The sequence below is a fragment of the Lentibacillus sp. JNUCC-1 genome (genome assembly GCF_009741735.1).
Classification (GTDB): Bacteria; Bacillota; Bacilli; order Bacillales; family Amphibacillaceae; genus Lentibacillus_B.
Window position 1 is genome coordinate 1330889 of record NZ_WHOH01000003.1, and the last position, 14852, is coordinate 1345740.

Below are 14852 nucleotides of genomic sequence, written 5' to 3' on the forward strand. Positions count from 1 at the left end.
AAGACAAAGTTTTGTTTTTCATCATATAAAAAAAGGTGATTACATGTCTGCTTTTATCGATGTGCTCATTATATTATGGGGATTTCTGCTAATTGGGTTAATGGGGATTGGCGGGTTTTTCATGTTCAGAAAGTTTTTGAAGCGCATGCCTAAAGAAGATGGAAAATCTGCAATGGATTGGGAAGAATATTACATGGAAAAGTCAAGGCATATGTGGGCACTGAAGAGAAAGAACTGCTGGAAGAGCTTGTTTCCCCTGTACCAGAATTATTCCGTGACGTGGCAAGACATAAAATCGCCAGTAAAATTGGAGAACTGGCAATTTATGAAGAAAAGACACATGTTGATCAGGATGTCGTAATCCGGGATATATTATCGCTACTCCAAAAAGGGATCATAAGTTTTTGCGCAAAAAACTGAAGCAGAAACATATCGACGTTGCTCCATACGAAATCTATTTCGAGCAGTCTCGAGACGATTATGAAACTGATTGGAAAGCCCGATATAAATCGTAAAAAAAAGCACCTCATCCTTATGATGATGGTGCTTTTTGCATGAGTTGTTTTTTTAGATTCAAAAATTGCAACAGCATGGCAAGCCGCCAAGTGACAATCATACCAAATGCCAGCAAGAAAAACATTCCGCTCATTTCGCCTAAAGAGATAGAAGCCCAGCCCCGATTACAAGCTTCAGTAAAATCCTTGCTGCCAGCAAACCGAATAAAACGAAAGCAAATGCTTTAGACGGTATTAAATAGACGTCGTTCTGTTTGATTTCAAATTTCGAGGTTTTAATTAATAAAACAGAGAAAAGAATACCAACGCCCACTGCTTCCATAACTTGCTGCCATGGGACACGAAACTCCGGTATCAGAAACATAAATGCCCCTGTGCTCATCATAAGAGGTGGAATAATAATTTTTTTAACTGTAGCTGGTTTACGCGCTGCTTTCAAACGTATAAATATCATTGTAGTGGCCATAAATGCTGCCACTACAGTGCTTGCTATGACCCAAAACATAAATACCATCCCGATCCTTATTCAAGTTTAAAACGTTAATTTATAAGTTCAACGCCCGTTCGATTGTTTCAAGAACCCTGCTTTTATCAAACGGTTTTACGATAAAGTCTGTTGCTCCGAATTCAATCGCTTGCACAACAATTTTTTGCTGCCCCATCGCAGAACAAACGACAATTGTTGCATTGTCATCAAACGCTTTAATTTCTTGTATGGCATCGATGCCGTTTTTGACAGGCATGGTTATGTCCATTGTGACAAGATCTGGGTTTAGTGCTTTGTAAAGCTCAACCGCCTTCTGGCCATTCTCGGCTTGCCCGACGATTTCATAACCTTCCTGGTTTAATATATTGGTTAACGTTACCCGCATAAAGTTTGCATCATCAGCAATAAGTATACGTGCCATATGTATTTCCCCCGTTCGCACTGGCTTGAACTGCCTAATTATCCACTATTATGGAGACAGAATATGATTTTATTGGTCACTTGCAATTGTAAGGATAATCGTAATGGTAACACCTAAAACAGTGAAAAACACACCAATATCAAACAACATGGCGGTGGCAAGTTCAATCTCTCCAAAGATAGGTAATGTCACATACCCAAATGTGTGAGACAAAAACGGTTCACCCAAAAGAATCGCTCCAATGCCTGTTGCAACAGCAATGAAAAGACCAAGTAAAATTAAATACTGAAAGTTAATCGGTATAACCTTTTCTACAACATCCATTCCATAAGCCATATACATCAATAACACTGCCGATGACGTCATTAGGCCCCCACAAATCCTCCGCCGGGCGAATTGTGTCCTGCAAGAAGCAAATATATGGAAAACCCCAGTAATATAAAGGCGATCAATGAAGTAGTCGTTCTCAAAATCAAATTGTTTGGTTTGTACATCATAGGGTACTCCTTAAAGAAAGATTGATTCTATCATAATATAAATGATTGGTAAAATCCACATTAAAACCCGCTGAACCCGAAGAGACCTGCTAAATATGACGTCAAATCCGTCAGCCAGTCAAAGAAAAGCGCAATACCCATCAGGATCATAATGACGCCGCCGATTTTAACGATTTTCTGACTGTATCGTTTAATCCAGGACATCCTGCCAATGAAAAATGATAGAACGAAGAATGGGATCGCAAACCCAAGTACATAACTGATCATCATCAGTAATGCAATGTCTGGTGTGGTCGCAGCCGAGGATAAGACAACCGCCAGGATAGGACCCATACAAGGGGTCCATCCTAATGAGAAGGCTAAACCAATTAAAAAACTGCCAGCATATCCGGTTGGCCGGTTTTTGAATTTCACTGATCGGTCTTTCATCAAAAAATCAAAATTAAGAACTCCAATAATGACGAGACCGAAGAAAATAATAACGACGGCCCCCACTTGGCGAATCAATCCTTGATTAGCTGTGAGAAAATCAGAAATCACACTTCCCATAAATCCGCCCATCAACAAAAATACCACCGAAAACCCTAATAAGAAAAACAGCGTATGTAAAATACTTTTTTTCTGTAGCATTTTATTCTCATTACTGATTTCGCTAACACTCATCCCTGTAATATAAGATAAAAAGGCGGGATATAAGGGTAAGACACAAGGAGAAATAAATGAAAGAAATCCGGCTCCAAAGGCCATGAAAATATTAATATCCTCTATACCAAGCATTGTTATCTGCCCCCTTAGTCATGTATACTCATCCTATAATTTTATCAGATATGGTCGTATAAAAACGGTTAAAGTCTAACAAATGAGCGACAAATTTAAGAAAATGGAAAACCCCCCTTGCGCTGATCAAGGAGGGTTTTTGCAAAATTAATCGTATAAGTGCAACAATTATTTGTTTGCTTGATTGTTCATAGCGCGCATCATTTGGTTGATTTTCTTTTGAGACGGCTTTTGCCCCATTTGCATCATTAATGTACGCAGCATTTGCTCGTTAATTGGCGGGTTCTTTTTCAAATAGTTCATCATATATTTTCTTGCGATGAAAAATCCAAGAGCAACACCAGCAATAAGCGCTGCGATAGCTATGAGTACGACCCAAATCACGTCCATTGTTTCTTTTCCTCCTTCGTGTTGTCTCTTTTAAAGTATAGACATTCCGTGTTAAGAATACAATATTTGTTTAGGATAGTCCAGTTTAAAATAATATGGTGAGGACATCCATCCATAATTATCATGATTGAGACCTGACACAAATAAAAACGGCTGCAAGCTTTGCAACAATGGGAATAAGCTTGTTTCAGCCTCATGGAGCATATCACATTGAAAGATGATTTGTCTATCCAGCAAGTTGACGTGAACTGGGACATGGTCTGCTTGGGCTATTATATGTTTATTTTCGTTTGATATAAGAGGCTGATGATGTTGATGAACGTTCATTTGCTCTTGCAGTAAATCTATGGGCATCGAATGTGTCACATAGTTAAATTGTTTTTGCAGGATAGGATCATTGGGATGCTCCGCACAATCACTGAAAAATCGATGCAATAGGTCCCCTTGGTGAACATAATACATAGCAATTTCTTTTTTAACCCGAAAAATTGAATATGTTTTCAATAGAATCACTCCCTATGGATCCTACCATATATGAAATAACAGAAAGAAGCTGTCATATCCTGACGCAAAAAACTACTACTTTTGTCAAACCCCAACGAACCCCAAAAAACCATCGGATCCTATCTCAACCATCGCCTTTGAGCCAAACTGCAAACTAGTGAAAACTTGACTCACACTCAGGATGATAGCAATGTAATTTCCGCTGCGGTAAGTCGTTTTAACTTTATCACAGCTCTAGTGCGACATCTGTTCAAAAAGTTCGCTTTCAAAGTGTCTTCTTTGCCGTGGACGCGGCGTCAGCTTCCTTCCCCCGGCAAGAGGATGTCGACGTTGTCCGCAAAGGACGGTCTTAGTAGACCAACCTTCGGAAAGCGCAGTGTTTTCCTCGAGCGGCCGCATGAGGCAGTCATATGTTACTTCGCGGTTTACGAATTTTGTGTTGATTAACTAAAAAAAAGAGAGATGACGTTTTGGTCATCTCTCTTTTTGGGTTTATTTGATTAATGATTCTACTCGTTTAACAACGTTGTCGACGGTAAAGCCGTAATTTTCTATGACGGTGTCTCCTTTAGCGGATGCTCCGAACATATCGATGCCCAACACGTCGCCCTGATCACCAACATATTTGTCCCAGCCGACAGAAGCTGCCATTTCAATGGCTAAGCGGGCTTTCACCTTCTTAGGCAGGACAGAGTCTTTATAGCTATCATCTTGTGCTTCAAATCGATCCCAGGACGGCATACTGATCACATTCACATCAATCCCTTTATCAGCCAGTGCTTTTTGAGCCTGAACGGCAAGTTGCACTTCTGAGCCGGTTGCAATCAATAAAGCATCCGGTGTTTCTTTGTCGCTTTGGCTTAACACATACGCACCTTTTGAAACGCCCTCATAAGCTTTGTGGGCTGTCCCTTCAAGTGTTGGAAGGCCTTGTCGTGTCAAAACCAGTGCGGTTGGTTTATCTGTTGACTCCAGCGCCAAACGCCATGCAGCCTGTGTTTCATTCCCATCAGCGGGACGAATTAAGGATACGTTTGGCATAGCCCTGAAGGAAGCGAGATGTTCAACAGGCTCATGTGTTGGACCATCCTCACCTACAGCGATAGAGTCATGTGTAAAGACGAATGTTGCAGGATTGTTCATGATCGCAGATAGTCTTACTGCAGGACGCAGGTAGTCGCTGAATACAAAGAAGGTGCCAGCATATGCTTTAAGACCGCCATGCAACATTATGCCATTTAAGGCAGCTGCCATGGCAAATTCTCGAACGCCGAACCAAATGTTCCTTCCAGCATAATTCTTGCGGGAAAAGTCTTCCACATCGTTAATTGTCGTTTTATTGGAACCAGCCAGATCTGCACTGCCACCAAATAGATAAGGTACAGATTGTGCGATTGCGTTAAGAACTTCTCCGGAAGAGGCACGGGTAGCAAGTTTGTCTTTTCCTGCCTCATACACTGGAAGATTCTTATCCCAGTCTTTTGGCAGTTCGCCTTTGATCGCCAACGACAACTCCTTCCCTAAATCAGGATATTGTTGTTTGTAAGCTTCAAATAACTTGTTCCATTCTTCTTCTGCAGTCTGGCCACGTTCTTTGACTTTCGATTTAAAATCATCATATACTTCTTCGGGAACATGGAAGTCCTTGTCATATGTCCATTTGTAATATTCTTTAGTGAGCTTGACTTCATCAGCTCCAAGTGGTGCACCGTGAGAAGCGGCAGATGCCGATTTATTAGGTGAGCCATAACCAATGACAGTTTTAACCTCGATCAGTGTTGGCTGAGTTGTATTTGAGCGTGCCTTTTCGATGGTTTTCTTTAAATCTTTAATATTGTTACCATCTTCCACACGCAGCACTTGCCAGCCATAGGCTTCAAAGCGCTTAGCTGTTTCATCGGAGAAAGATCTGTTTAAATCACCATCTAATGAGATATCGTTTGAATCATATAATGCAATCAATTTCCCAAGTCCTAAATGGCCTGCAAGTGAGGCAGCCTCGTGTGAGATCCCCTCCATAAGGTCACCATCACTAACAAGTGCATACGTATAGTGATCCACAATAGGAAAATCTTTCTTATTATACAAAGCAGAAAGGTGAGCTTCTGCCATTGCCATTCCGACTGACATGCCAAAGCCTTGTCCAAGTGGGCCGGTTGTTGCTTCTACCCCATCTGTGTGGTGTACCTCAGGATGTCCTGGGGTTCTTGAGTCCCACTGACGGAACGATTTCAAATCATCGATCGTCACATCATAGCCTGATAAATGAAGCAGACTGTATAACAGCATTGAACCATGACCTGCTGACAGAACGAAACGGTCCCTGTTAAACCATTTGGAATGTTTAGGGTTATGAGTCATATACTCTGTCCACAATGTGTAAGCCATTGGAGCAGCCCCCATTGGAAGCCCCGGATGTCCTGAACTTGCATGTTCAATTGCATCGATCGATAATGTTCGGATGGTATTGATAGATTTTTGTTCAATTTGATTTGCCATAATTATGCCCCTTTCCTTTGAGCAGCTATAGATACATTAATGTTTCTTTTCATTGCTCTGCATTTCTCTGACTTTTTTTGGTGTGACATCATTACCCTCAGGATCAATAACTGTCATCGTTTTAAGTTGATTCTTAAATGAAGAACGTACGTTTTTTAGATATTCTTGCCGAAGTGTTTGACGTTCTTCAGCTTCTGCATCAGTCAATCCTTCATTTTTTGCTTTATGTGCTAGTTCATTGATCCTCTTAAGTTTATCTTTGGAAATCACGTTTGAACCCTCCTGTTTAAGCCGTGAAAAAAAGCCGGGTGGAAAACCTCCCTGCTTTTTAATATTAAGCCTTGGAAGGCTTATATTCAAGTATTATGATATTCTCTGTATCGGCGGTGAACCGTTGCTTTGGAAACATGGAATCCGAGACCGTTCAAAGTGGTTGCAATCTCTTCAAATGTCAATTTTTTTTCACGTAAGCGAATGACTTCTTCAATTGGAAACTCTTTTCGGCTTCTCCCTGGGGCGTGTTCAATGTTTTTGAGGTTCTTGGCTGGCTCGTATCCCTGCTCAACCGCTCTTTTCATTCCACGTTTTATTTTCATGTTATGAATACGTCGCTGGTACTCTTCAACAACGCCCACAATTTTAAGGACCATGGAGTCGGATTCGGAAACTTCAAGCTTTCCATCATGTATCGCCGTATAAATTAAAATCTCGAGCTTGTCCAATTGATGAAATAAAGCTATTTTTGTATTTCCCCGTCCAAGCCGGGTTTCATCTTGTATAAGAAGACAGTCTGCTTTGTGTTCAGAAAAAAGGTCAAGCAGTTTAAAGACACCTTCACGTTCAATGTCATAGCCACTGGCCTTTTCTTCAATAATATCAACAACATCCATTTGATAACGTTCTGCTAAAGCAGTAAGTTCATGTTTTTGTCGTGTAAGAGATGTTTCCTGGCTGCTCTTTTGGGTGCTGACTCTGCAGTAAATGATGGCTTTCACGTTAAAGACCCCTTCTTAAGCATTGATCATCGCAAAATACAATACTACTAATGTTAAAATGAACGTTATCATATAGAATACATCTACTTTAGATAGATTGCCAAACACTCACTTCATCCCCTTTCAAAGTCAAGAACTTTTGTTCGTATTCATAGTATATGACGAACAAAAGTTCTTGTCAACGTTTTTCGAACGAATGTTTGCTTTCAGGGTTTCAGAATGCTATAATACAAGTATTCACAATATATGCGGGAGGCGTTAAAGAAATGAAAAAACTTTCAGCGCGTCAACAAAAAATCATTGATTTTATAAGAGATGAAGTACAACAGAAAGGGTATCCGCCATCTGTGAGGGAAATTGCCAAGGCAGTGGAACTCGCTTCAAGTTCTACCGTACACGGCCATTTGTCGCGTCTTGAAAAGAAAGGCTACATCAGAAGGGATCCGACAAAACCACGTGCGATTGAATTGCTTGATCCCTATGCTGATCCAAGTATCGTGAGAGAATCCGCTTTATACGCGCCTGTAATTGGTAAGGTAACTGCGGGGGTACCGATTACAGCAGTGGAAAATATTGAAGAATTCATACCGCTGCCTCAATCAACTGCAGGGGCAGATGATGAGGTGTTTGTTCTTGTTATCGAAGGCGACAGTATGATCGAAGCTGGGATTTTGGAAGGTGACAGAGTCATTGTCAAGCAGCAGAATACGGCGAACAACGGTGATATTATTGTTGCAATGACAGCAGAGGATGAAGCGACCGTCAAGCGATTTTATAAAGAAAAAGATCATATCAGGCTGCAGCCGGAAAATGAAACAATGGAGCCGCTTATCTATTCCGATGTTTCAATCCTTGGTAAAGTCGTCGGTTTATACAGAACGATTCATTAAATGATATGCATATAAAAAGACCGGGCAAAAGAAAATATCTTTTGCCCGGTCTTTTTAGGTTTAATACATAGTCAAGTACTGTTCTCTTTCCCATGGGTGAACCGTTGTCCGGAACATGTCCCACTCAATTTGTTTTGCTTCGATAAAATGTTCGTATAAGTGGTTGCCTAAAGCTGTTTGAATGATTGTATCATTTTGTAATTCTTTTAAGGCGTCCATTAAGGTTGCAGGTAACGTTTCGATCCCGTTTTCTTGACGTTCTTGTTCCGTCATTTCATAAACGTTTTGATCAATTGATTCAGGCGGTGTTATTTGATTGCGGATTCCATCAAGACCGGATGCCAGCAGCACAGACATAGCCATATATGGGTTAGCTGTTGGATCGACACTGCGCAATTCAACACGTGTGCTTAATCCTCTTGAATAAGGAATACGCACGAGTGGACTCCGGTTAAAAGCGGACCACGCCACATGGCAAGGAGCTTCATAGCCAGGCACTAAGCGCTTGTATGAATTGACGGTCGGGTTGGTTACAGCTGTATAATTTTTGGCATGACGCAAGAGTCCCGCAGTAAAGTAATGTGCATCATCACTGAGCTGTAGCTCTTTAGATGTATCGTAAAATACATTCTCTCCATCCTTGAATAAGGACATATTGACATGCATTCCAGAGCCATGTACACCAAAAAGAGGCTTTGGCATAAATGTCGCATGTAAATTATGCTTTCTAGCAATTGTTTTAACAACCAATTTAAAGGTTTGAATGTCATCACAATGTTTTATTGCATCTGAATACTTAAAGTCAATTTCATGTTGTCCAGGAGCGCCCTCATGGTGGGAAGCCTCAATCTCAAATCCCATTTCTTCCAGTTCAAGCACGATATCTCTGCGGCAGCTTTCTCCCAGGTCAGTTGGTCCCAGGTCGAAATAGCCGCCTCTGTCATTAAGTTCAAGAGATGGTTCACCATATTGATCCAGTTTAAATAAGAAAAATTCCGGTTCTGTTCCAATATTGAAGGCTGAATACCCCAATTCTTCCATTTTTTTCAGGTTTCGTTTAAGTGTATATCGTGGACAACCTTCAAAAGGTGTTCCATCAGGGTTAAAGATATCACAAATAAATCTTGCTACTTTACCTTTGTCAGATGTCCATGGGAACACCACAAAAGAGTCGAGGTCCGGGTACAAATACATATCAGATTCTTCAATTCTAACAAAACCCTCGATGGAAGAGCCATCAAACATCATCTTATTATCTAAAGCTTTATCAAGTTGACTGAGTGGGATCTCCACATTTTTGATCGTACCGAGCATGTCTGTGAATTGAAGTCGAATGAAGCGTACATTTTCTTCTTTAATAATGGCATATATTTCTTCTTTTGATAATCGGGAACTCATCCGTTTTCCTCCTAATTAATTTCAAATCGTCTTTAGATTCTGGTGTCAGTGGGATCAGTTATGCGAATTCAGGAATACTTCCCGCTCCTTTCCGGCTGGCTTCCTTGAAAGGAATACCCTTGATCTGTTAAATCCTTAATCGTTTGAATGACAGCGATTTTAACATGTGCATAGGTGAGTCCGCCCTGGAGAAAAACCATATAAGGCGGTATGACGGGTCCATCTGCAGACAATTCTATGCTGGAACCCTGAATAAAAGTACCTGCAGCCATAATCACATCGTGGTCATATCCTGGCATCGCACTCGGAAATGGAGCAACAAAAGAATTGACGGGTGAGTGCGTTTGTATACCCTGACATAAAGCAATCATAAGATCTTTGTCCCCCAGCTCAACAGATTGAATTAAATCTGTTCGCTTCGCCTGATAATGTGGCATTGTCTTAAACCCTAGCAATTCCAAAAAGCGTGAGGTGAACACAGCCCCTTTAAGCGCTTCTGACACAATCAGAGGGGCAAGGAAGAGCCCTTGATACATTTCCTGAAGCATATTGAATGTTGCGCCTGTTTCCTTACCAAGTCCAGGCGCAGTCAGCCGATTGGCACATTGCTCAATTAAATCGTGACGTCCAACAATATATCCGCCTGCACGTACGATACCGCCTCCAGGGTTCTTAATAAGTGAACCGGCAATCACATCAGCACCGATATGAAGTGGTTCCTGATCCTCAACAAACTCTCCATAACAGTTGTCCACAAAAACAATCAGGCTTTCATCAATGTTCTTAACAAACGCGACCATCTGAGCGATATCGTGTATTGTAAAGGAAGGTCTGTCATCATATCCTTTTGACCGCTGGATGCCAATCACTTTTGTTTGACCATTGATGGCGGCTCTGACACCATCAAAATCAATCGAGCCATTTTCGGCTAATGGCACTTCATTATACGAAACACCAAAGTCCTTCAAAGAACCGTGAGCAGCGCCACGTGTACCAATAACTTCTTCTAGTGTGTCATAAGGGTGTCCGGTGATATACAACAATTCATCTCCTGGTCGGAGCATACCCGATAAAGCAGTTGAGATTGCATGGGTTCCGGAGACAATTTGAGGTCTGACTAAAGCATCCTCTCCTCCAAATATCTCTGCATAAATTGCTTCCAGTCCTTCTCTTCCCATATCATCGTATCCATATCCACTTGTTGAATGAAAATGGCTGTCACTGATGCGGTGCTGCTTAAAAGCGTCCAGCACACGTTTTTGATTGGTTTCTGTCATTTTGTTAATCGCTTCGTGTTGTGGTTTACAGTCCTGTTCTGCTTGATTTGCATAATGATCGATCACGTTGTCTTCTCCTTTAGTATGCCGTTCAACGGGTGATTACTTCGAATATAACCGGAGACAATGTATACTTGTTTGTCTTCGTCAAAAGTATGAAATGTGACGATTGAATCACGTTTAAGCTTATTTAAAATGTCGCCTTCATTAGGCTCTATTGTGACATTGTAGCGTGTCCATTCTTCCGTCAGAATGGTTTCTATTTTATGAAGCATCTGTTGCACATCTGTTTCTTCATAAGCACTGATCAATATATTGGGATGGTGTGCAGGAATAAAGGTTTCGGATATTAAATCTTTTTTATTGTAAACCATCAGCATTGGAACAGTGTCAGCATTTAATTCCTTTAATAAATCGTGAACTGTTTTTTGCTGCTGCTCAAGATCTGGATTAGACACATCCACAACATGAATAATAAAATCTGCTTCTGCAACTTCTTCCAGAGTTGAACGAAATGCAGCAATTAGGGTGGTCGGCAAATCTTGAATAAAGCCAACGGTGTCTGTAATAAGTGTCTGTAATCCAGAAGGCATACGAATTTCCCTTGTTAATGGATCAAGGGTTGCAAAAAGTTGATCCTCTTCTAATGTGTGGCTTGTTGTGAGCCGGTTAAATAAAGTGGATTTCCCTGCATTCGTATACCCTACTACAGCAATTTGAAACATATCATTTGATTTTCGACGTTTACGGTATTGCTCCCGTTGCTTTACGACAGCGTCAAGCCTTCGTTTGATATCATGAATTCTTCTTCTAATATGACGTTGATCGGTTTCAAGTTTTGTCTCACCAGGTCCACGTGTCCCAATTCCTGCGCCAAGTCGGGACATTAAAACACCCTGCCCCGCAACCGCGGCAGCATATATTCAAGCTGAGCCAGCTCAACTTGCATTTTGCCCTCTTTTGTTTTTGCTCTTTGAGCGAAAATATCCAAAATGAGCTGACTTCGGTCAATAATTGGCACACTTAATTCATCATTTAAATTTCTGGATTGACTCGGGGAAAGCTCATCATTTGCCACAATTAATTCAATGTTATGTGTTTCTATTGCACTTTGAACCTCAGCGATTTTCCCTTTTCCGATATAAAGTGCTGAATGAACTTTCTCCCGTTTTTGAGTTATCACATTTTCCACTGTGCCTCCAGCTGTTTCGCATAAGGAGGTAAGCTCTTCAAGCGACGAATAAAACCCAGATTCATCTTGTGATTGTTTGAGTACACCCAAGGCAAGTATTCTTTGTTTAATCATGGATGAAGCCCTCATTTCAATGTCATGTATTTATTTATGTGATTGTTTATCCGACACATATAAATCATGATAGCAAAGAAAAGCGAGCTTCACAAAGCATAAATCATTCACTTAGACTTTTTAACGTATCTAATTTAAAGTCGGGGGCAGTCAGATGAATTAAATCTTCATGCGAAACGTGGTTGTGCATCATGAGTCTCATTGCCTGCATACGAATTGCATGTTCTATGATATTACGGATATATCGAGCGTTCGCAAAGTTAATCTTTTTTTGCAACAATTCTTGTTTGATTTGGGCCTTTAATACCCACTTTGCTTCCCTGGTCAATTTGTATTCTCTCTCCTGCGCCATTCTTTCTGCAATTTCAATAAGCTGTTCAGTATCATAGTCCTTAAATTCAACAATAAAAGGGAAACGAGACTTTAATCCTGGATTCAGAGTGAGAAAACGCTCCATTTCATACGGATAGCCTGCTAGAATGAGGACAAAATCATTGTGATGGTCTTCCATATGCTTTACAAGCGTATCAATTGCTTCTTTACCGAAATCCTTCTCGCCGCCGCGCCCCAAGGAATAGGCTTCATCAACAAACAAAATGCCTCCCATCGCTTTTTTAACGATGGCTTTTGTTTTTTGAGCGGTCTGACCGATGTACTCCCCGACTAAATCCGCTCTTTCGGCTTCAATGAGATGTCCTTTGGAAAGCAAATTCATGTTGTGATATAATTCGGCGAGCTTTCGAGCCATTGTTGTTTTCCCTGTTCCCGGATTACCTTTAAATAACATATGAAGTACTTGATTTGTGTGCTTAAGACCGAAATTCCCACGCTTTTCATTTATCATTTTAACAGCATAAATTTCCTTAATGGACTGTTTAAGATCATGGAGTCCGATAAAAGATGTGAATGCTTGATCAATGTTAGTGAAAGGATCTTTTTTTTGTTCCTGTTGAACGGATTCATGATGCGATCTCATTATATGTCGATCTTGTAATACGATATTAATTTGGCCGTTTCGTTCACTTTTGAGTTGCGTTTCCATTTCATCACCTCGTTCACCACATCTTACGCAATACAGATGAAAGGTGTGATAAATGCCCAGATGATATCTTTTTAAAAAACAAAAAAACGGACGACAAAGCGTCCGTTTGGTTAAACCTATTGTTCATTCAAATCAAGCGTTACATTTTTAACTGGGGCAAATGTTGAAATGGCGTGTTTAAAAATCAGTTGTTGCTTTCCGTCAATATCAAATAAGACTGTAAAGTTATCAAACCCTTTAACTGTACCTCTTAATTGAAAACCGTTTGTCAAAAATAGCGTAACAGGGACGTGATTCTTTCTGAGTTGATTCAGATATTGATCTTGAATGTTAATTTGCTGTGCCATCGTTCTCCTCCTCTTTTCTATCTATATTTATACTATTTCTACATATCTTGTAAAAATCCTTCTAAATCACTAAAAATAGTTGACCAAGTATTTCTTTTTTGAGTTGGTTCAATAGAATACCAATGTACATTCATTTTATTCTTAAACCACGTATATTGACGTTTGGCATACCTTCTTGAATTACGTTTCAATAATTCGGTGGATTCTTCTAGAGACCGTTCATTCTTTATCCATGGTATTAATTCCTTATAACCAATTGCCTGCATGGATTGTGTGTTCTCATAACCGGCATGATACAGCTTAAGTACTTCATCCATTAAGCCATTTCTCAACATAAGATCCACACGAGCATTAATACGCTCATAAAGAATTTCTCGTTCCATTTCCAGCCCAATTACAAAGGGTTGGTATGGAGAGTGGACAGTTTGCTGCTGATGGAGCTGTGTCATGGTAAGCCCCGTTGTTTTATAAATTTCCAGTGCACGGATAACGCGTCTGTAATTATTGGGATGGATTTTTTTTGCTTGTTCGGGATCCGCATTCATTAGCTGATTGTAGATGGCATGGACCCCATCTGATTTAACCTGAGCTTCTAGCTTTTCAGTGAATACAGGGTCTCGCCGCTCACTTAAGAATTGATAATCATACAGTACTGATTGGACATATAGTCCACTTCCGCCTACAATAATCGGCAATTTTTCTTTTTGTGTAATATGATCGATGCTACGTTTTACATTTTCTTTAAAGTCAGCTACGGTAAAACCTTCATCTGGTGATTTAATATCTATTAAATAATGGGGGATGCCTTGCATTTCATCAGGCGTAACCTTCGCAGTCCCAATGTCCATCCCTTTATAGACTTGCATGGCATCCCCACTAATGATTTCACCATTAAATCGTTTAGCTATTTCTATCCCAAGTTCCGTTTTTCCGACCCCTGTCGGCCCAACGACCGAAATGATTTTGGTCTTCATCAATATTCCCCTGTAGTGGTTTATTTTTCTTCCTGGTAAGCTTTAAGCATCCACAAGTGTTTTTCGTAAATACCTTGTAATGATACAAGAAGATCTGTGCTTGGTTCATCGCCATCTTTGTCAGCAAGAGGCAGCCCTGTTTCACGGATTTCATGAACCAGGGTTTCATAATCCGTTTGCAGCTGATGAATGATTTCCGTCTCTGTATCATCAGCCGATGCCTCAACAAGTGTTGACTCTTCAAGGAATTTTGCCATAGTGGCAAGTGGCTTGCCGTCTATGGCCAGTATTCGTTCAGCAACATCGTCAAGCTGCTGTGCAGTTTCTTTATACAACGACTCAAACAGCCTGTGGAGTTCAAAGAAATGCTGTCCTTGAATGAACCAGTGATACCGGTGCAGCTTTACATACAATACAAATTGATTCGATAACAGTTGATTTAAAAAGTTGATAAGTGGTTGTTGTTCCATTAAGAAGACACCTCGCACACAATTTTGTATCAGTTTAGACACAAACTGGGTACGATATACCCA

The 14852-nt window shown here is 40.5% G+C and carries 14 protein-coding genes and 4 pseudogenes; 2 read left to right on the forward strand and 16 right to left on the reverse strand.

Features of this window, described 5'->3' with window-relative positions; translation table 11 throughout:
* The first annotated feature begins 43 nt into the window (after positions 1-43).
* Positions 44-515 (forward strand): annotated as a pseudogene (locus JNUCC1_RS17320) (DUF2621 family protein).
* A gap of 17 nt (positions 516-532) precedes the next feature.
* Here JNUCC1_RS17320 and JNUCC1_RS17325 read toward each other — a convergent pair.
* The 9 genes and pseudogenes from JNUCC1_RS17325 to JNUCC1_RS17365 form a co-directional block, all read right to left on the reverse strand.
* Positions 533-1020: pseudogene (locus JNUCC1_RS17325) on the reverse strand (CcdC family protein).
* A 40-nt stretch (positions 1021-1060) separates the two neighbouring features.
* A complete protein-coding gene (locus JNUCC1_RS17330) occupies positions 1061-1423 on the reverse strand; it encodes a response regulator (protein ID WP_156646891.1) in 363 nt (120 codons plus the stop codon).
* A gap of 69 nt (positions 1424-1492) precedes the next feature.
* A pseudogene (locus tag JNUCC1_RS17335) lies at positions 1493-1917 on the reverse strand (Na(+)/H(+) antiporter subunit B).
* 63 nt (positions 1918-1980) lie between these two features.
* Positions 1981-2688: a cytochrome c biogenesis CcdA family protein gene (locus JNUCC1_RS17340; RefSeq protein ID WP_331713899.1), complete on the reverse strand. Its 708-nt coding sequence runs from the start codon at positions 2686-2688 to the stop codon at positions 1981-1983.
* Between the two features lie 177 nt (positions 2689-2865).
* Positions 2866-3087: a YneF family protein gene (locus tag JNUCC1_RS17345; protein WP_156646895.1), complete on the reverse strand. Its 222-nt coding sequence runs from the start codon at positions 3085-3087 to the stop codon at positions 2866-2868.
* 51 nt (positions 3088-3138) lie between these two features.
* Complete coding sequence (gene sirA / locus JNUCC1_RS17350) at positions 3139-3591, reverse strand: sporulation inhibitor of replication protein SirA (protein WP_156646897.1); 453 nt, start codon at positions 3589-3591, stop codon at positions 3139-3141.
* A 492-nt stretch (positions 3592-4083) separates the two neighbouring features.
* Complete coding sequence (tkt, locus tag JNUCC1_RS17355; RefSeq protein ID WP_156646899.1) at positions 4084-6090, reverse strand: transketolase; 2007 nt, start codon at positions 6088-6090, stop codon at positions 4084-4086.
* 36 nt (positions 6091-6126) lie between these two features.
* Positions 6127-6360, reverse strand: a complete 234-nt coding sequence (locus tag JNUCC1_RS17360; RefSeq protein WP_331713849.1) for a DUF896 domain-containing protein — start codon at positions 6358-6360, stop codon at positions 6127-6129.
* A gap of 86 nt (positions 6361-6446) precedes the next feature.
* Positions 6447-7085: a YneB family resolvase-like protein gene (locus JNUCC1_RS17365; protein WP_331713850.1), complete on the reverse strand. Its 639-nt coding sequence runs from the start codon at positions 7083-7085 to the stop codon at positions 6447-6449.
* Between the two features lie 266 nt (positions 7086-7351).
* Between JNUCC1_RS17365 and lexA the strand changes: the two genes are divergently transcribed.
* Positions 7352-7975, forward strand: coding sequence for a transcriptional repressor LexA (gene lexA, locus JNUCC1_RS17370; RefSeq protein WP_156646903.1), 624 nt, complete (start codon positions 7352-7354; stop codon positions 7973-7975).
* 60 nt (positions 7976-8035) lie between these two features.
* Here lexA and glnA read toward each other — a convergent pair whose 3' ends face one another.
* The 7 genes and pseudogenes from glnA to JNUCC1_RS17405 form a co-directional block, all read right to left on the reverse strand.
* Positions 8036-9373: a type I glutamate--ammonia ligase gene (gene glnA, locus JNUCC1_RS17375; protein WP_156646905.1), complete on the reverse strand. Its 1338-nt coding sequence runs from the start codon at positions 9371-9373 to the stop codon at positions 8036-8038.
* Between the two features lie 68 nt (positions 9374-9441).
* Positions 9442-10716, reverse strand: a complete 1275-nt coding sequence (locus JNUCC1_RS17380; protein WP_331713851.1) for a methionine gamma-lyase family protein — start codon at positions 10714-10716, stop codon at positions 9442-9444.
* A pseudogene (locus JNUCC1_RS17385) lies at positions 10716-11971 on the reverse strand (hypothetical protein); the annotation flags it as partial. The pseudogene JNUCC1_RS17385 and the gene JNUCC1_RS17380, both read right to left, overlap by 1 nt.
* An 88-nt stretch (positions 11972-12059) precedes the next feature.
* A complete protein-coding gene (locus JNUCC1_RS17390; RefSeq protein ID WP_156646907.1) occupies positions 12060-12998 on the reverse strand; it encodes an AAA family ATPase in 939 nt (312 codons plus the stop codon).
* 116 nt (positions 12999-13114) lie between these two features.
* Positions 13115-13345 carry an RNA chaperone Hfq gene (gene hfq, locus JNUCC1_RS17395; RefSeq protein WP_156646909.1) on the reverse strand — a complete coding sequence of 77 codons (231 nt, stop codon included), beginning with the start codon at positions 13343-13345 and terminating at the stop codon, positions 13115-13117.
* Between the two features lie 38 nt (positions 13346-13383).
* Positions 13384-14319, reverse strand: a complete 936-nt coding sequence (gene miaA / locus JNUCC1_RS17400; protein WP_156646914.1) for a tRNA (adenosine(37)-N6)-dimethylallyltransferase MiaA — start codon at positions 14317-14319, stop codon at positions 13384-13386.
* A gap of 20 nt (positions 14320-14339) precedes the next feature.
* On the reverse strand, positions 14340-14789 hold the full coding sequence (locus JNUCC1_RS17405) for a Dps family protein (RefSeq protein ID WP_156646916.1): 450 nt from the start codon (positions 14787-14789) through the stop codon (positions 14340-14342).
* Positions 14790-14852 lie beyond the last annotated feature (63 nt).